Source organism: Kineosporia succinea, assembly GCF_030811555.1.
GTDB classification, from domain to species: Bacteria; Actinomycetota; Actinomycetes; order Actinomycetales; family Kineosporiaceae; genus Kineosporia; species Kineosporia succinea.
The window spans coordinates 320,231-337,783 of record NZ_JAUSQZ010000001.1 but is presented as its reverse complement, the minus strand read 5'-3'; the positions used below and the strand labels follow the sequence as shown (position 1 = coordinate 337,783).

Annotated in this window: 14 protein-coding genes and 1 riboswitch; of the genes, 9 read left to right on the top strand and 5 right to left on the bottom strand. The window is 70.5% G+C overall.

Features of this window, described 5'->3' with window-relative positions; genetic code table 11:
- The first annotated feature begins 9 nt into the window (after positions 1-9).
- Positions 10-121, top strand: a riboswitch (SAM riboswitch).
- Between the two features lie 91 nt (positions 122-212).
- A complete protein-coding gene (locus J2S57_RS01560) occupies positions 213-1,529 on the top strand; it encodes a bifunctional o-acetylhomoserine/o-acetylserine sulfhydrylase (protein WP_307237346.1) in 1,317 nt (438 codons plus the stop codon).
- A gap of 26 nt (positions 1,530-1,555) precedes the next feature.
- Positions 1,556-2,722, top strand: coding sequence for a homoserine O-acetyltransferase MetX (metX, locus tag J2S57_RS01555; protein ID WP_307237343.1), 1,167 nt, complete (start codon positions 1,556-1,558; stop codon positions 2,720-2,722).
- Between the two features lie 527 nt (positions 2,723-3,249).
- On the opposite strand, the gene J2S57_RS01550 is transcribed toward metX, so the two are convergent.
- Positions 3,250-3,726 carry an NUDIX domain-containing protein gene (locus tag J2S57_RS01550; RefSeq protein WP_307237340.1) on the bottom strand — a complete coding sequence of 159 codons (477 nt, stop codon included), beginning with the start codon at positions 3,724-3,726 and terminating at the stop codon, positions 3,250-3,252.
- Positions 3,727-3,796: 70 nt separating this feature from the next.
- On the opposite strand from J2S57_RS01550, the gene J2S57_RS01545 reads away from it, so the two are divergent.
- The 3 genes from J2S57_RS01545 (at position 3,797) to J2S57_RS01535 (ending at position 6,794) form a co-directional block, all read left to right on the top strand.
- On the top strand, positions 3,797-4,291 hold the full coding sequence (locus J2S57_RS01545) for a universal stress protein (RefSeq protein ID WP_307237337.1): 495 nt from the start codon (positions 3,797-3,799) through the stop codon (positions 4,289-4,291).
- Positions 4,288-4,872 (top strand): HhH-GPD-type base excision DNA repair protein, encoded by a 585-nt coding sequence (locus tag J2S57_RS01540; RefSeq protein WP_307237334.1) that lies wholly within the window; start codon positions 4,288-4,290, stop codon positions 4,870-4,872. The genes J2S57_RS01545 and J2S57_RS01540 overlap by 4 nt, the downstream gene beginning before the upstream one ends.
- Before the next feature lie 314 nt (positions 4,873-5,186).
- A complete protein-coding gene (locus J2S57_RS01535; protein WP_307237331.1) occupies positions 5,187-6,794 on the top strand; it encodes an RNA polymerase sigma factor in 1,608 nt (535 codons plus the stop codon).
- A gap of 234 nt (positions 6,795-7,028) precedes the next feature.
- Here J2S57_RS01535 and J2S57_RS01530 read toward each other — a convergent pair whose 3' ends face one another.
- Positions 7,029-8,339, bottom strand: a complete 1,311-nt coding sequence (locus J2S57_RS01530; RefSeq protein ID WP_307237328.1) for an MFS transporter — start codon at positions 8,337-8,339, stop codon at positions 7,029-7,031.
- Between the two features lie 125 nt (positions 8,340-8,464).
- Between J2S57_RS01530 and J2S57_RS01525 the strand changes: the two genes are divergently transcribed.
- Both J2S57_RS01525 and J2S57_RS01520 read left to right on the top strand, forming a co-directional pair.
- Positions 8,465-9,358, top strand: a complete 894-nt coding sequence (locus J2S57_RS01525) for a LysR family transcriptional regulator (protein WP_307237325.1) — start codon at positions 8,465-8,467, stop codon at positions 9,356-9,358.
- A 62-nt stretch (positions 9,359-9,420) separates the two neighbouring features.
- Positions 9,421-12,009, top strand: coding sequence for a DNA gyrase/topoisomerase IV subunit A (locus J2S57_RS01520; RefSeq protein WP_307237322.1), 2,589 nt, complete (start codon positions 9,421-9,423; stop codon positions 12,007-12,009).
- A 312-nt stretch (positions 12,010-12,321) separates the two neighbouring features.
- Here J2S57_RS01520 and J2S57_RS01515 read toward each other — a convergent pair whose 3' ends face one another.
- The gene (locus J2S57_RS01515) at positions 12,322-13,107 is read right to left on the bottom strand and encodes a class I SAM-dependent methyltransferase (protein ID WP_307237319.1); all 786 of its coding nucleotides are present in this window, start codon (positions 13,105-13,107) and stop codon (positions 12,322-12,324) included.
- Positions 13,108-13,178: 71 nt separating this feature from the next.
- On the opposite strand from J2S57_RS01515, the gene J2S57_RS01510 reads away from it, so the two are divergent.
- A complete protein-coding gene (locus J2S57_RS01510) occupies positions 13,179-13,709 on the top strand; it encodes a CGNR zinc finger domain-containing protein (RefSeq protein ID WP_307237316.1) in 531 nt (176 codons plus the stop codon).
- Positions 13,710-13,783: 74 nt separating this feature from the next.
- Here the strand turns inward: J2S57_RS01510 and J2S57_RS01505 are convergent, their stop codons facing one another.
- Both J2S57_RS01505 and J2S57_RS01500 read right to left on the bottom strand, forming a co-directional pair.
- A complete protein-coding gene (locus J2S57_RS01505) occupies positions 13,784-14,485 on the bottom strand; it encodes a GGDEF domain-containing protein (RefSeq protein WP_307237314.1) in 702 nt (233 codons plus the stop codon).
- Between the two features lie 199 nt (positions 14,486-14,684).
- Positions 14,685-16,865 carry a DNA gyrase/topoisomerase IV subunit B gene (locus J2S57_RS01500; RefSeq protein ID WP_307237312.1) on the bottom strand — a complete coding sequence of 727 codons (2,181 nt, stop codon included), beginning with the start codon at positions 16,863-16,865 and terminating at the stop codon, positions 14,685-14,687.
- A 423-nt stretch (positions 16,866-17,288) separates the two neighbouring features.
- Between J2S57_RS01500 and J2S57_RS01495 the strand changes: the two genes are divergently transcribed.
- Positions 17,289-17,519 carry a DUF7455 domain-containing protein gene (locus tag J2S57_RS01495; protein WP_307237309.1) on the top strand — a complete coding sequence of 77 codons (231 nt, stop codon included), beginning with the start codon at positions 17,289-17,291 and terminating at the stop codon, positions 17,517-17,519.
- Positions 17,520-17,553: the final 34 nt, after the last annotated feature.

The following is a 17,553-nucleotide window of genomic DNA, read 5'->3' as shown; positions in this document are numbered from 1 at the left end:
GCAGATCCAGGTCATGAGTACCAGCGACAAGCCCCGGCTTGCTGGTCGGCAACCCTCGTTCCGCGGTGGGGTGCCCCGGGTGATGACCAGGTTGTCGCTGCGGCGACAGCAAGCGCGGTCGACGCCAGTCGACCCGTCTCGATGCCGGCGGGCCTGCGTGCCCGCCAGGGCACGGGTCTGCCACCTGTGCCCCTGAGCTTGGAGGTACACGGATGAGTGACGGCTGGTCGTTCGAGACCCGGCAGATCCACGCCGGTCAGACCCCCGACCCGGTGACCGGCGCGCGGGCGCTGCCGATCTACCAGACCACGTCGTACGTGTTCAAGGACACCGAGCACGCGGCGAACCTGTTCGGGCTCAAGGAGTTCGGGAACATCTACACCCGGCTCAACAACCCCACGACCGACGTGGTTGAGCAGCGTCTGGCCAGCCTCGAGGGCGGTGTGGGCGCGCTGCTGGTGGCGTCCGGCCAGTCCGCCGAGACCCTCGCACTGCTCAACGTGGCCGAGGCCGGCGACCACATCGTGGCCAGCCCGAGCCTCTACGGCGGCACCTACAACCTGTTCCACTACACGTTCCCGAAACTGGGCATCCAGGTCAGTTTCGTGGAGAACCCCGACGACCTGGCCTCCTGGCGGGCCGCGGTGCGCCCGAACACCAAGGCGTTCTTCGGCGAGACGATCTCCAACCCCAAGCAGGACGTGCTCGACATCGAGGGCGTCGCCGGGGTGGCGCACGAGGCCGGGGTGCCGCTGATCGTCGACAACACGGTCGGCACGCCCTACCTGATCCGGCCGCTGGAGTGGGGTGCCGACGTGGTCGTGCACTCGGCCACCAAGTACCTGGGCGGGCACGGCGGGGCGATCGCCGGTGTGATCGTCGACGGCGGCCGGTTCGACTACACGGCCGACCCCGAGCGGTTCCCGGGCTTCAACCAGCCCGACCCGAGCTACCACGGCCTGGTCTACGGGCGGGACCTCGGCGTCGGCAGCGCGCTCGGGGCGAACCTGTCCTACATCCTCAAGGCGCGCGTCCAGCTGCTGCGCGACCTCGGCCCGGCCGCGTCACCCTTCAACGCCTGGCTCATCGCCCAGGGCCTGGAGACGCTCAGCCTGCGCGTCGAGCGCCACGTGCAGAACGCCCAGGCCGTGGCCACCTGGCTGCAGGGCCGCGACGAGGTGGAGTCGGTGGCCTACGCCGGCCTGCCCAGCAGCCCCTGGTACGAGCTCGGGCAGAAGTACGCGCCGAAGGGAGCGGGCGCCATCGTGGCGTTCGAGATCCGCGGCGGGGTGGACGCGGGGCGTGCCTTCGTCGACGCGCTCGAGCTGCACAGCCTGGTCGCGAACATCGGCGACGTGCGCAGCCTGGTCATCCACCCGGCCAGCACCACCCACAGCCAGCTCACCCCCGAGGAGCAGCTGGTCACCGGTGTCACGCCGGGGCTGGTGCGGCTGTCCGTCGGCCTGGAGAACGTCGCGGACATCCTCGCCGACCTCGAGGCCGGGTTCCGGGCGGTTAAGGTCAGCTGAATCCATTGATTACGCAGGAGGTTTCCGTGCCCGCCACGCCGCCGGCATCCGGTGCCTGGCGGGCCGGGGACCCCGCGGGGGGCCGCCGCTTCGCCCGCATCGGTGACGTCTCGCTCGAACGCGCCGGCCGCCTCGAGAACGTCGAAATGGCCTACGAGACCTGGGGCACGCTCTCACCCTCGGGCGACAACGCGGTGCTGGTCCTGCACGCCCTCACCGGCGACAGTCACGTCACCGGTGACGCCGGTCCCGGCCATCCCACGCCGGGCTGGTGGAACGGCCTGATCGGGCCGGGCCGCGAGCTCGACACCGACCGCTGGTTCGTCGTGGCCCCGAACGTGCTCGGCGGCTGCCAGGGCAGCACGGGCCCGTCCAGCCCCGACCCGTCCTCACCCGAGGGGCGTCCCTACGGCAGCCGGTTCCCGTATCTCACGGTTCGCGACCAGGTGAACGCCGAGCTGGCGCTCACCGAGGTCCTCGGCATCGACAACTGGGCCCTCGTGGTCGGCGGGTCGATGGGCGGCATGCGCGCCCTGGAGTGGGCGATCATGGCGCCCGACCGCGTCGAACGACTCCTGGTGCTGGCCTCCACCGCGGCCGCCACCGGCGACCAGATCGCCTGGTGCTCCGCGCAGCTCATGGCGATCCGCTGCGACGCCAATTTCAACGGCGGCGACTACTACGACGCCGCCCCCGGCCAGGGCCCGCACAACGGCCTCGGCGTGGCCCGGCGCATCGCCCACACCACCTACCGCTCCGAGGCGGAGATCAACCTGCGTTTCGGGCGGCTCCCGCAGCAGGGCGAGAACCCGCTCGGTGGGGGAGGGCGCTTCGCGGTCGAGTCCTACCTCGACCACCACGCGAACAAGCTCACCCACCGGTTCGACGCCAACTCGTACCTGCGCCTCACCGAGACGATGAACTCGCACGACGTCGGCCGGGGCCGCGGCGGTGTGGCCGCCGCGCTGGGCCGCGTCACCGCCCGCAGCGCGATCGCGGCCATCTCCAGCGACCGGCTCTACACCCCCGAGCAGAACGCCGAGATCGCCGCCGGCATCCCCGACTGTGCGCCGCTGCGGGTCATCGACTCGCCGTACGGGCACGACGGTTTCCTGGTCGAGGTCGAACGGGTCGGCGAGATCCTCGTCGACCTGCTCGGCGAGCCCGCCCAGCACGCGCTCGCCGCCCACTGAGCACGGAAGCGGGCAGGAGCGCCTCGCAGGGACGGTAGGGCGGAAGGTGCCGGTTCGCGCTCGAGGTGACCGGACGTCCTCAAGCAGAGAGCGAGCGAAAGGCGAGCGAGGGCGCCAAATCGACCGGCGCGTCCGCAATTAAGGGCGGAGAACGACGGCCCGAACCCGACGCGTGCAGGTCACCCCTGGGTAAGAGGGAGGTCTTCACCCGAGGCGACCGAGGCACGCGGGGAGCGCGGGGCGACCGAGGCGCGCGGGGCGACCAAAGGCGCGCGGGGCGACCGAGGCGCGCGGGGCGACCAAAGGCGCGCGAGGTGACCGAGGCCCGCAGGGCGACCGAGGCGTCCGCAAGCAGGTTCGAAAGGCGAGCCCGGGCGCCCAACCGGCCGGCACGTCCTCAACCCGAACGAAACCAGAACACCAAGCCAGAACAAGCCCAGAGCCAGGCCGGGGCAACAGGCCAGGGCAACAGGCCGGGGCAACAGGCCGGGGCAACAAGGCCGGGGCAAACGGCGAGCGCGCGCCGATCAGCCCTCCAGCACTTCCAGGATCGCCTTGTGCAGCACCGGCCAGGTGTCCCCGAAGGCCGAGTGCAGCGCCCGCCCGGCCACGGCGTCGAGGTCGACCCACTCCAGCGCGTCGCTCTCGGCGGTGGCGTCGGCGACCGTCAGCCCGGGCCCGGCCAGCCCGATGACGTAGGTGTACGACCAGTCGCCGTGATCGGTCCCGACCAGCTCCCGCGCGACCGTGACCAGCGCCGGGTCGATCTCGGCCTCTTCCGCGGCCTCCCGCAGCGCGGCCTCCGCTACAGTCTCGTGACTGTCGCGCGCGCCACCCACCAGACCCCACGTACCACCCTCGTGCGTCCACGCAGCACGCAGCTGCAGGAGCACGGTGGGACGAGCACCAGCCCGCACCAGAGCCAGGCCGGCCGCACCGTGGCGGCCCCAGTGCCGATGGCCACACCCACAGAGCACCCAGTCGTTGCCATCACCGCCGGCCATGGGGATCACCGTACGTTGCCGGTGCCCCGTACGTGTCCGGTGGGGTAACGTCCCAGGCAGGAGGTTTCCTATGCCAGTACTGGTCGGATTTGTGCCCACCACCGAGGGCCGGGCGGCGCTTCGCCGTGCCGTCGAGGAGTGCCGCGTACGGGGCACCCGCTTGATCGTGGTCGGTTCCGACCAGCAGCAGGGCGAGGTCTACGGCGAACGCCGGGCGGCGCCGGTCGAGTCGGAGGCCGAGGTCCGCCGCATCTGCGGCGAGCTGGGCCTGACCGACGACGTTTTCGAGACCCGCTGGATCGAGGGGGCCTACGAGCCCGCCGACGACGTGCTGGCCGTGGCCGAGGAGACCGGCGCCGACCTGATCGTCATCGGGCTGCGCCGCCGCACCGGCGTGGGCAAGCGCATCCTGGGCGGCAGCGCCCAGCGCATCCTGCTCGACTCGTCCTGCCCGGTGCTCGCGGTGAAGGTCGACGCCCGCGCCGTTCTCGACGACTCCGGTCACGACGGCGAGGTCTACACGCTCAGCGTGAACAGCGCCGACGAGCGCCAGGGCATCCGGTGAACGACGCCCCGATCCGCCTGGCGCAGGCCGAGGCCGCCGACGAGCTGCTCGGCCGCGACCCGTTCGCCCTGCTCGCCGGCATGCTGCTCGACCAGCAGATCCCGATGGAGAAGGCCTTCGCCGGCCCGCGCCTGATCGCCGACCGGCTGGGCACCGACGGGCTCGACCCCAAGGTCGTCGCCGAGGCCGATCCGGAGCAGTTCACCGAGATCATGAGTGGTCCGCCCGCCGTGCACCGCTTCCCCACGTCGATGGGTGCCCGGGTGCAGGACCTGGCCCGCGCCGTGGTCGAGCACTACGACGGCGACACCGAGAAGATCTGGCGGGGCGTCACCACCGGCGCCGAGCTGTACAAACGGCTGAACGCCCTGCCCGGCTACGGCCCGCAGAAGGCGAAGATCTTCGTCGCGCTGCTCGCCAAGCAGAAGGGCGTCGCGCCCGACGGCTGGCAGAAGGCGGCCGGCGACTACGGCCTGGAGGGCTTCCGCTCGGTGGCCGACGTCGTCGACGACGACTCGCTGCTGAAGGTGCGGGAGTTCAAGAAGTCCGCCAAGGCGGCGGCGAAGGCGGCCAAAGGGTGACTCCCCGGTGAACGGGAAGTAGTCACAGACACGTCACAGGTGAGCCACCTCGGGTCATTCACGTGGTCAGCGGGCCACGAGGGCTTACCCTGGATGACGCGGTAGGTTTCGCCATCCTGCCTGTAGGTGTGCAACAATGAACAGTTGACTGGGCTTGACCCCCAACATCACCGACGCTAACCGGGCATCATCAGGGCCCTTCCTGCGTTGAGTATCTGGGTCGCCCACTCACTCATCAGACGTAGTTCCAAGCCGTAGTAGACAGCGCAGCTGGTTCACCCGAGCCCGCATACGCTCACGACGAAAGGTAGTCCGTGTCGTCGGTTCCGTCCCCCCGGCCTCTCCCGCCCGAGTTCGGTCACCCCGCACTCCAAGAGCTGCTCCGTGTCGGTGCCACACGGGGCTCGGTCGACGCTGCCGCCGTGCGGGTCGCCTGCGAGGAGGCGGCCGTCCCGATGGCGCGCATGCGCCCGGTCCTCCGTGCTCTCGACGACGCGGGGGTCGTGATCGAGGTGCCGCAGGAGGCGAAGACCTCGCGTCGCGCCGCTGCCGCGACCGTCTCCCGGGTCTCGTCGGCCACCGCCAAGACCCCGGCCAAGGCGACGGTCACGAAGACCGTCACCACGACCACCACGGCTCCGGCCGCTGCCGACGGCACCGAGGCCACGCCCGCTGCGGCCAAGCCGAAGCCGGCCAAGAAGACCACGGCCAAGAAGGCCGCGGCGAAGAAGGCCACCACCGGTAAGCCGAAGGACGACTCCGAGGGCGACGAGGACGGCGAGCTCGAAGACGTCGAGATCTCCGACGAGGACATCGAGGAGGTCGAGGTCGAGGAGAGCGACGACTCGACCGATGACGCCTCCGACGACTCCGAGGAGACGCCCGAGGTCGCGGCCAAGGACGCCGCCGCCCCGGTCGCGCCGGTCGTGCCGAAGAAGGAGGAGGAGGGCGCGTTCGTCCTCTCCAACAACGACGACGACGACGCTCCGGCCCAGCAGGTCATGACGGCGGGTGCGACCGCCGACCCGATCAAGGACTACCTGAAGCAGATCGGTAAGGTCGCGCTGCTCAACGCCGAGCAGGAGGTCGAGCTCGCCAAGCGCATCGAGGCCGGTCTCTTCGCCGAGGAGCAGCTCAACTCCGGCGAGAAGATGGAGCCGAAGAACCGCCGCGAGATGCAGTGGATCGCGGAAGACGGCCGTCGCGCCAAGAACCACCTGCTCGAGGCCAACCTGCGTCTGGTCGTGTCGCTGGCCAAGCGGTACACCGGCCGTGGCATGCAGTTCCTGGACCTGATCCAGGAAGGCAACCTGGGTCTGATCCGCGCGGTCGAGAAGTTCGACTACACCAAGGGCTACAAGTTCTCCACGTACGCCACCTGGTGGATCCGTCAGGCCATCACCCGCGCCATGGCCGACCAGGCCCGCACCATCCGTATCCCGGTGCACATGGTCGAGGTCATCAACAAGCTGGCCCGTGTGCAGCGTCAGATGCTCCAGGACCTGGGTCGCGAGCCCACCCCGGAGGAGCTGGCCAAGGAACTCGACATGACCCCCGAGAAGGTCATCGAGGTCCAGAAGTACGGCCGCGAGCCGATCTCGCTGCACACGCCGCTCGGTGAAGACGGTGACAGCGAGTTCGGTGACCTGATCGAAGACTCCGAGGCGGTCGTCCCGGCCGACGCGGTGTCGTTCACGCTGCTGCAGGAACAGCTGCACTCGGTGCTCGACACCCTGTCCGAGCGTGAGGCCGGCGTGGTCTCCATGCGCTTCGGTCTCACCGACGGCCAGCCGAAGACGCTCGACGAGATCGGCAAGGTCTACGGCGTCACCCGCGAGCGCATCCGGCAGATCGAGAGCAAGACGATGTCGAAGCTCCGTCACCCGAGCCGCTCCCAGGTGCTGCGCGACTACCTGGACTGATCTCCCGCTCTGAAGCGCACGAAGAACCCCCGGCCCGTTCGCGGCCGGGGGTTCTTCGTTGTGCGGGCCACCGAGCGGTCAATGATGGACGCGTCGGGGCCCTGGGATCACTCCTCACCGGCGATCGGGTCGGGTCCCGAGGAAACGGGCCGCGAAAGTGTGTCCCGGTCGGCCGGCTTCGTGAGGCGGTCCAGGATTTCGGGCGTCCCGCCCGAGGACTGCCGCGAGCCCGGGTCAGGCGGTGCGCACGACCGGGCGCAGCTTCAGGTCGGCCACGAACATCCGCCGGGCCAGCGCGAGCATGAGCGCGCCGAGGGCCATGCCGGCGGCCATGCCGAACCACGCCGCCGGGTAGCCGGCCGATCCCGCGACCAGCCCGAAGATCAGCGGGCCGAACGCCCCGCCCGCGAACGCCCCCGCCTGCACCACGGCGGCGGCGCTGTTCGGGCGGTCGCGCCCCAGGCGCACCACGGCGAAGATCAGCAATCCGGGCCACGACCAGCCCAGCGCGAACGCCACGAGGCCGCCCACCACCACGGCCGGTCCGGTGCCCAGCGCGAGCAGCAGCATGCCGATCGCGCCCACCGCCATCTGCGTGGTCACGACGGGCAGGTTGCGGCCCTGACGACGGTCGGCGGAGGCGCCGACGAGCAGTCGCCCGGCGATCGCGAGCGCGCTGCACGAGGCCACGAAGAAGCCGGCCACCGAGGTGGGCATGCCCGAAACGTGCGCCCACTGCGGCAGAAACGCGATCAGGGCCATGGCCGCGCCGTTCGCGGTGAGCATGGCCGCGGCGGTCAGCAGCAGGGCGCCGCGCGGGGCGGTGTCCGGGGTGTCGGTCACCTGGGTGAGGCTGGTGTCGGTGCGGCCGATGGGGGACGTGGTGGTCGGCCCGGGCGTCCTGGGCGAGGTCGCGTGGGGGCGAACGGGGGACGCGGCGGCGCCGGGATTCGGGGCGGTGCCGGGATTCGGGGCGGTGCGGGGGATGCGGGTCGCGGCCACGAGCAGCACGACCGCGGCGAGGGCCAGGGCTCCGTAGGTCCAGCGCCAGCCCAGCCACAGGCCGACGGCGGGCACGGCCAGCCCGGCGATGAGCGCGGCGGCCGGGGGCGCGGACTGCTTCACGCCGAAGCCGAGCCCCTGCCGTCCGGGGGCCACGGTCTCGGACAGGCTGAAGTTCGCGGCCGTGGTCAGCCCGGCCTGCCCGATCCCGCCGACCAGCACGAACAGCAGCAGCGCCGGGTACGACCGGGCGAGCAGGGCGATGCCCAGGGCACAGGAGAGCGTGGCCGCCGCCGCGATCAGGGTGAGCGGACGTCGTCCGTACTTCTCCCCGAACCGGTTGACCGCCACCGACACCAGGGCCCCGATGCCGAAGGCGGCCGAGACCAGCAGGCCCTGCTGCGCCTCGCCGAAGTGCAGGTCGCCGCGGATGAGCACCGACTGGTTGCTCAGCAGCTGCAGCGGAAGGGTGCCGAGCGAGGCGATCCCGGCGGCGGCCAGCGCGGCCCGCGCGAACGACGGGGGACCGGACGGGTGAGGCACGGGCGGCGACCTCCGGATCGGGACGGGTCCCCGCCGAGGGGACCTCTTCATGCTGCGCCCGGTGCCAGCCATCTGTGAAATGCATCTGTCGGCGTGAGGCCATGCGCCAGACGTATAGTCGCAGGGTGGACGACCGTGACCTGCGCTGGCTGGGCGTCCTGGCCGAGACCGAGAACGTCTCGCTCACCGCCGCGCAGCTGCGCGTGCCGCAGCCCACGGTGTCCCGGGCGCTGGCCCGGCTCGAGCGGGAGCTCGGGGCGCCGCTGTTCGACCGGGTGGGTGGTCGACTGCGCCTGAACGCAAGTGGATCGGTGGCGGTGGCCCACGCGCAGCGGGCGGTCCAGGAGATCGACACCGCCCGGGAGCGCATCGCGGAGCTGAGACATCCCGAGCGGGGCCTGATCCGGATGGGTTTCGTGGCGTCGCTGGGGGAGTCGGTCGTCCCCGCCGTCCTCAACCGGTATCGCAACCAGGCGCCGGAGGTGAGATTCGTGCTGCAGGAGGGCCACTCGAACGACATCGCGACGTGGCTCTCGGAAGGACGCGTGGACCTGGCCCTGATGGGCCGGTTGCGTCCGGGGGCGAATCCGGACCGCCGGGACATCACCTGGACACCCATCGAACGGCAGCGTCTGTGCCTGGTCGTCGCGGCCGACCACCGTCTGGCCCGGCACCGCACCGTCGACCTGGCCGAGGCGGCGTCCGAGCGGTTCATCACGTTCTGGCCCCGGGCCGAGCTCCGCCTGCTCACCGAGCACCTGTGCCACAGTGCCGGTTTCACCCCGGATGTCGCCCTGCAGACGGGGGAGGTGGCGACCGCCCGGGCCCTGGTCGCGGCCGGGCTGGGAGTGGCCGTGGTGCCGCAGCCGATGAGCACCGCGGTCACGGCCGGCACCGTGCACGTGCCGCTGTCGGACCCGGACGCGGAGCGCCGCATCGGCATCGCCCGGCCCTCGCACGGGCAGCACAGTCCGGCCGTGAGCCGCTTTCTGGCGTTCCTGGAAGCCGACGCGGAGTAATTTGCGCAACGTCCCGCGCGCCCGGTGTACGAACAGGTGTCCGGACGGGGGACAATGCGGGCATGGCCAGTCGTTCGCGCAACACACCACCGCCCGAGGACTTCACCGAGCGGATCGTCGACATCGACGTCGAGCAGGAGATGCAGGGCGCGTTCCTCGAGTATGCGTACTCCGTCATCTACTCTCGCGCCCTGCCCGACGCGCGCGACGGCCTGAAGCCCGTGCAGCGGCGCATCGTCTACACGATGCAGGACATGGGGCTGCGGCCCGAGCGTCCGCACGTCAAGTCGTCCCGCGTGGTCGGCGACGTGATGGGCAAGCTGCACCCGCACGGTGACACCGCGATCTACGACGCGCTGGTGCGACTGGCCCAGGGTTTCACCATGCGCGCGCCGCTGGTCGACGGGCACGGCAACTTCGGCTCGCTCGACGACGGCCCGGCCGCCGCGCGGTACACCGAGGCCCGGCCGGCCCCGCTGACCACCGAGCTGACGAACGGGCTCGACGAGGACACGGTCGACTTCGTCCCCAACTACGACAACAGCCTGACCCAGCCCGAGGTGCTGCCGGCGGCGTTCCCCAACCTGCTGGTGAACGGCGCGAGCGGCATCGCGGTCGGCATGGCCACGAACATGGCCCCGCACAACCTGATCGAGGTGATCTCGGCGGCGCGGCACCTGCTCACGCACCCGAACGCCGACCTCGAGGAGCTGATGCGGTTCATCCCGGGTCCCGACCTGCCCACCGGCGGTCGCATCATCGGGCTCGACGGCATCCGCGACGCGTACGCGAACGGCCGCGGCAGCTTCAAGACCCGCGCCACCATCGCGATCGAGAACGTCACGGCCCGCAAGCAGGGCATCGTCGTCACCGAGCTGCCCTACCTGGTCGGGCCGGAGAAGGTGATCGGCAAGATCAAGGAGCTCGTGCAGGCCAAGAAGCTGCAGGGCATCTCCGACGTCGTCGACCTCTCCGACCGTACCCAGGGCCTGCGCCTGGTGATCGAGGTCAAGACCGGGTTCAACCCGGAGGCCGTGCTCGAGCACCTCTACCGGCTCACGCCGCTCGAGGAGTCGTTCGGCATCAACAACGTCGCGCTCGTCGACGGCCAGCCTCGCACCCTGGGCCTGCGGGAACTGCTGACGGTCTACGTCAACCACCGCATCGACGTGGTGCGCCGCCGCACCAGCTTCCGCCGCGGCAAGCGGCAGGACCGGCTGCACCTGGTCGACGGCCTGCTCATCGCGATCGTCGACATCGACGAGGTCATCCGCATCATCCGCTCCAGCGACGACACGGCGATGGCCCGGGACCGGCTGATCGCGGCGTTCGAGCTGACCCAGACCCAGACCGACTACATCCTCGAGATGCCGCTGCGTCGTCTCACCAAGTTCTCCAAGATCGAGCTGGAGAAGGAGAAGTCGGAGCTCGAGCACGACATCGAGGAGCTCTCCAAGATCCTCGCCGACGACAAGATCCTGCGCCGCCTGATCTCGGGCGAGCTGGCCCAGGTCGCCAAGACCTACGGCACCCCGCGCCGCACCGTGCTGCTCGAGGGCTCGGGCACCGCGGTCGCGGCCGCCGCCACACCGCTCGAGGTGGCCGACGCGCCGTGCTGGGTGCTCCTGTCCAGCACCGGCCTGCTCGCGCGCACCACCAACGTCGAGCCGCTCGTGCCCGCCGACCCCGACCAGCGTCACGCCCACGACGTGGTGCTCTCGGCCGTGCGCACCAGCGTGCGCGGTGAGGTCGCGGCGATCACCAGCGCCGGCCGGATGATCCGGGTGCCGGTGGTCGACATGCCCGCGCTGCCGCCCACGTCCAACGCCCCGACGCTGTCGGGCGGGGCCCCGGCCACCGAGTTCGTCACCCTGGCCAAGGGCGAGCGGCTGCTGGCGCTGACCTCGACGTCCACCGAGACCGCGGGCCTGGCGCTCGGCACGGCCCGGGGTGTGGTCAAGCGCGTCACCACCGACTACCCCGGCAACAAGGACGAGTGGGAGGTCATCAGCCTCCGCGACGGCGACGAGGTCGTCGGCGTGGTCGAACTGCCCACCGACGAAGCCGATCTCGTGTTCATCAGCTCCGAGGCGCAGTTGCTGCGGTTCAGTGCCAAGCTGGTGCGCCCGCAGGGTCGCGCGGCCGGCGGCATGGCCGGTATCAACCTCCCGGCCGCGGCGAAGGTGCTGTGGTTCGGTGCGATCGACCTGAGCGTGAAGGACGGCGAGTGGGGCAACCTCGTGGTCACGGTCGCCGGATCCAGCTCGGCGCTGCCCGGCACCCAGACCGGCGCCGCCAAGGTCACCCCGTTCGCCGAGTACCCGGCCAAGGGCCGGGCCACCGCCGGTGTGCGCTGCCACCGGTTCGTGAAGGGTGAAGACACGCTGCTCGTCGCCTGGGCCGGCCCGGCCCCGGCGCACGCGGCCGGCCCGACCGGCGCCGCGGTCGAGCTGCCCGCCCCCGACCAGCGCCGCGACGGTTCCGGTCTGGCCCTGAAGTCCGCGGTCACCGCGATCGGCGGCCCGCGTCCGGTTTTCGCGTTCACCGGTGAGACCGATGACCCGGCGTCCGGGGAATCACAGTCCGGGGAATCAACGGCCGCGGAGCCCTCGTCCGGGGACTCTTCGTCCGAGGCGGCCACGGACGAGTAGCCGAACTTCAGCTGAACCGCAGAGCACCCCCCTATACCCGTTGGGTATAGGGGGGTGCTCTGCGTTCTGGCGCGTGAGCCGTTCTGGCGCGTGAGCCGTTCTGGCGCGTGAGCCGTTCTGGCGCGTGAGCCGTCCCAGCGTGAGTTGCTCAGGGGCGTGAGCCGTTCCAGCGCGAGCCGTCCCAGCGTGAGCTGCTCGGGGCGTGAGCCGTTCTGGCGGGTGAACTGCTCGGGGGCATCAGTTGCCCGGACGTGTGAGCTGCTCGGCGGGTGAGGCGCTCAGGAGTGCGAGCCGCTCGGCCGTGCCGACCTCTCAAGCGAGCGACGCCCGCCCGGTGACCGCCGCGTCCAGAAGCCCTCTCCACACCAGACCGGCCTCGGCATATCCCGCGGCCCGCAACGCCTCCAGGTGCCAGTTCACCGACGGCAGCGACTGGGTGTGCCCGTCGCCGCGCCGTTCCGCGTAGAAGGCGTCGCGCTCGGCGGTCGGGCCGGCCAGCAGTGGGTCTTCGCGCAGCAGGTCCCACCAGCCCTCCCAGCTGGGCACGCCGCTGTCCCAGCGCTGACGCGTGCGCCGCTTCTCCACGCGCTGCAGCCCCTCGCGCAGTGACTCCAGCGACTCGTCGTGCATCCCGTCGGCGTTGACGAACAGCCCGCCCGGCTTCAGCAGGGGCAGGGCCTCGGCGTAAACGCCCGCCACCCGGTCGGCCTTCAGCCAGTGCAGCGCGGTTGCGGTGAGCACCGCGTCGAAGCTTGCCGGTTCGAAAGCCGCTGCCCAGCTGGAGAACTCGAGGTCACCGGCCAGCACCTCGACCCGCTCGTCGTTGACGAAGGTGCCCCGCGCGATCGTCAGCAGGGCCGCGTCGACGTCGAGCACCACCGTCGTGGCGTGCGGAAAGCGGTCGAGTACCCGCCGGCTGATCGAGCCCGTGCCACCGGCCAGGTCGAGCACCCGCGGTGCGGCCCCCTCGGGCAGGCTCGCCTCGACGGCGTCGAGCATCGCCGCGAACCGCTCCTCGCGGTCGGGCAGGTAGGCCTCCTGCTGCGCGTCCCACTGACGCTGCCAGGATTCCCAGTCGGTCGTCACGGTCTCGGTCATGACTGCTCCCCTGTAATGGGCACTTGTGGACTGCGCTCATTACGCTAGCCCGATCGCTGTAAGCTGCACAAGTGGACTTCGCCGCTTACGCACAACGCGCCGTCGATCTGGTGAACACGCCGATCGAGTCGGCGGACGACGTGCGCACCTACCTGGGTCACCGCACCTGGGTGGCCGACCTGGTCCGGGACGACGACGTCACCGTGCTCCAGGGGTTCCGGGCGGGACTGGAGGAGATGGCCGACGCGTCGGCGGCCACCGACGGCGCCGCGGTGGTGGCCACGCTGAACGGCCTGCTGGCGAAACACCCGATCCGGCCGATGATCTCGGGGCACGACGAGAGCAGCTGGCACCTCCACATCCAGGACGACTCCGCCTCGGCCAGTGAGACCATCTGCGCCGAGACCCTTTTCGGTCTGGCCATGCTGGTCTCCGAGCACGGTGCCACCCGCATCGGCCGCTGCGCCGCCACCGACTGCGACAATGCGTTCATCGACACCTCGGCCAACCGCTCCCGCCGGTTCTGCTCCACGCGCTGCAGCACGCGCATGAACGTCGCGGCGCTGCGCCGCCGGCAGCAGGCCGCGAAAGAGGTTCGTTAGACCACCAAAACACCCATGGTGGACGTCCGCGGCCCGAGCGCACGAACGTCCACCATGGGGGGGTGAGAGTCTGATCAGAACTGAACCACGTTGCGGTTCGACGCTTTTGCCTGCACCAGCGCCCGGTCGGCGCGGTCCAGAAGGAGTTCCGGGGTCTTGTCCTTGTCGAGCGAGATCGCGAACCCGACGCTGGCCGAGATGGTGATCGGCTCGCCGTGGAAGCTGATCGGCTCGCTCACCGTGGTCACGACGCGCTCGCCGATGCGGGCGATCAGGTGGTCGGGGCCGATCGCGTCCATGATCACCATGAAGGTGTCGTTCGCGACGCGGCAGACCATGTCGCCGGTGCGCAGCTGCGACTGCATGCGCGCCGCGGTCACCTGCAGCACGTGGTCGCCGACCTCACGGCCGTGGATCTCGTTGAGATCCGCGAAACCGTTGATGTCGAGGATCATCACGGCCAGCCGGTGATTGCGGTTACGGGCGCGGGCCAGGCGCGTGTTCAGCCACCACTGCGCCTCGGCGCGGTTCGGCAGACCGGTCAGCGTGTCCAGGCCGCGCTCGGAGTTCTCGGTCGAGCGCTTGTCCAGCAGCTGCTTCAGCCGGGTGCGGGCCGTGTACACGGCAGCCGCGGCGGCGATCAGCGTGACCGCGACACCACCCGCGATGAGCAGACGGTGGTCACGGCGCCGGGCCTGCCGGTGCGGCAGATGGACCTGCAGCCGTCCGCGCACGTCGGCGGGCAGGTGTTTCCGCAGTTCCTGCAGCGTGTGCACGGACTTGCTGACGGACCTACCGGCCGACTTCCCCCGCGGGCTGAGGCTGGAGGGAGTGATCGTTGACAACCTCGGGCGCTTCATGGCCAGAACTTCGGGCCGGGGTGGGCGCCGCTTGAGCCCGTCGGGGTGAAATTCCTCGGCGGTCCTCATGAGTCAGGGCGGTTCCCGCACGGGAACCGCCCTGATCAGCCGAACCTCAGGCGTCGATGCGCTCGCGGTCGAGCCCGGCCGCACCCTCGATGATGAAGTCCTTGCGAGGCGCCACGTCGTTGCCCATGAGCAGGTTGAAGACGTGCTCGGCGGCGGCCAGGTCGGCCATCCGGACCCGGCGCAGCGTGCGGCGGCGCGGGTCCATCGTGGTCTCCGCCAGCTGGTCGGCGTCCATCTCACCCAGGCCCTTGTAGCGCTGGATGTTCTCCTTCCAGCTGCGACCGCGCTTCTTCAGGTCGGCCAGCAGCCGCTGGAGCTCCTGCTCGGAGTAGGTGTAGACCATCTCGTTCTTCTGCCGCCCGGAGCCGATGACCTCGACCCGGTGCAGCGGCGGGACCGCGGCGTAGACCCGGCCGGCCTCGACCAGCGGGCGCATGTAGCGGAAGAAGAGCGTGAGCAGCAGCGTGCGGATGTGCGCGCCGTCGACGTCGGCGTCGGTCATCAGGATGATCTTGCCGTAGCGCGCGGCCGGCAGCTCGAACGTGCGGCCCGAACCGGCGCCGATCACCTGGATGATCGCACCGCACTCGGCGTTCTTGAGCATGTCGGCGATGGACGCCTTCTGCACGTTGAGGATCTTGCCCCGGATCGGCAGCAGGGCCTGGAACTCGCTGTTGCGTGCGAAGTTCGCGGTACCGAGCGCCGAGTCACCCTCCACGATGAAGAGTTCCGAGCGGTCGACGTCTTCGCTGCGGCAGTCTTTCAGCTTCGTCGGCAGCGTCGAGGTCTCCAGCGCGTTCTTGCGGCGCTGGGTCTCGCGGTGCTGACGGGCCGTGACGCGGGTGCGCATGGCGCCCACGACCTTCTCGAGAACCAGCCCGGCCTGCGCCTTCTCAGCCCGGCCGGTGGCGTTGAGGTGGGCCGTGAGCTCGCGCTCGATGACCCGCGAGACGATGCCGCGCACCGCGTTGGTGCCCAGCACCTCCTTGGTCTGGCCCTCGAACTGCGGCTCGGCGAGGCGCACGGTGACGACGGCCGTGAGGCCCTCGAGCACGTCGTCCTTCTCGATCTTGTCGTTCTTCTCGCTGAACTTGAGCTTGCGGGCGTTCTCGGACACCACCGTGCGCAGCGTCTTGAGCATCGCCTGCTCGAAACCGGTGACGTGGGTGCCGCCCTTGGGCGTGGCGATGATGTTGACGAACGAACGCAGCTCGGTGTCGTAGCCCGTGCCCCAGCGCATCGCCACGTCGACGAAGCACTCGCGCTCGACCTCGGTCGGCGCCATGTGGCCGCGGGAGTCGAGGACCGGCACGGTCTCCTTGAAGTGGCCGGTGCCCTCGAGCCGCCACACATCGGTGACCTGCGGGTCGGTGGCGAGGAAGTCGACGAACTCGCCGATGCCACCCTCGTGCAGGAAGCGTTCCTCCACCGGGGCCTGCTCGCCGGGCGTGCCGGGCAGGCCGCGCTCGTCGCGCAGCACGATCTCCAGACCGGGCACCAGGTAGGTGGTCTGGCGGGCGCGGGTGACCAGCTCGTCGTACGAGAACGCGGCGTCTTTCAGGAAGATCTGGCGGTCGGCCCAGTAACGCACCCGGCTGCCGGTGACGCCCCGCTTGACCTTGCCCACGATCTGCAGGGCGGAGTTGTCGATGAAGGGTGTGAACTCGGCCTCGGGGTCGAGCCCGGCGAACACACCGGGCTCGCCGCGGCGGAAGCTCATGGCGTGGACCTGGCCGCCCCGGTCGACCTGCACGTCGAGGCGGGCCGAGAGCGCGTTGACCACGCTGGCGCCGACGCCGTGCAGACCGCCGGAGGCGGTGTAGGAGCCGCCGCCGAACTTGCCGCCGGCGTGCAGCTTGGTGAAGACCACCTCGACGCCGGTCAGACCGGTCTTGGGCTCCACGTCGACCGGGATGCCGCGGCCGTCGTCGTGCACCTCGACCGAGCCGTCGGCGTGCAGGATCACCCGGATGTGCTGGCAGTGGCCGGCCAGGGCCTCGTCGACCGCGTTGTCGATGATCTCCCACAGGCAGTGCATGAGGCCGCGGGAGTCGGTCGAGCCGATGTACATACCGGGGCGCTTGCGGACGGCCTCCAGGCCCTCCAGCACCGACAGGTGACGCGCGGTGTACCCGGAGTCGCCGGAAGTGCGTGAGCCCGCGGAAGCCGATCGCTTGCCGGTGCCGCCGGCGCGGGATCGGGCCGTCTCGCTGGGTTGCACGGCCACGGGCGGCTCCTTGCTGTCGGGGTGGATCACCAGGTGCGTCGGATGGTTCACCATAGGTCGGGTCGAACGTCCGTTCGAATATAGCGTCGAACGGACGAGGGCATGACTGGTCCCGGGCGCAGTGCTTTCGGCCCGCTTCCGGGCAGATTACCCGGATGCCCGGTGTGGTGTTCATGGACTCGCCGGGACCTGCCGGGTGCGCAGGGTCTCGTGGGGGTGGATGCGGGCGTGCTCACGGTAGCGCTGTGTGACGGATGATGTGCGCCCGGTGTGTTCGCTGTGACTACGCGGACAGCGAACGGGGCGCTCTGACGTCCCCGGGAAGGCGAAAGCCTGATTGACTGTTCTCTCAGTGTCACCGATGTCCATTCCCGTCCAGGGTCCGTCTCATTCCCGTGGCGGGATGTTCAAGGAGGTCACCTCGTGGGTGCTGCCATTGCTCAAGAAACGCTGACCGCGGCCGACCGCTGTGACCGCTGCGGAGCCCGGGCCTACATGCGGGTCGTCCTGCCCGGTGGGGGCGAGCTCCTGTTCTGCGCCCATCACGGGCACGCGCACAAAGACGCGCTGACGGCCGCTGAGGCGTCCATCCAGGACGAGTCGAAGAACCTCTCGTCGCCCGCTCCCGCGACCGCCCCCGAGGGCGAGCGCTGATCCCCGCGTCCCCGACTTCCTGACCATCACCAAG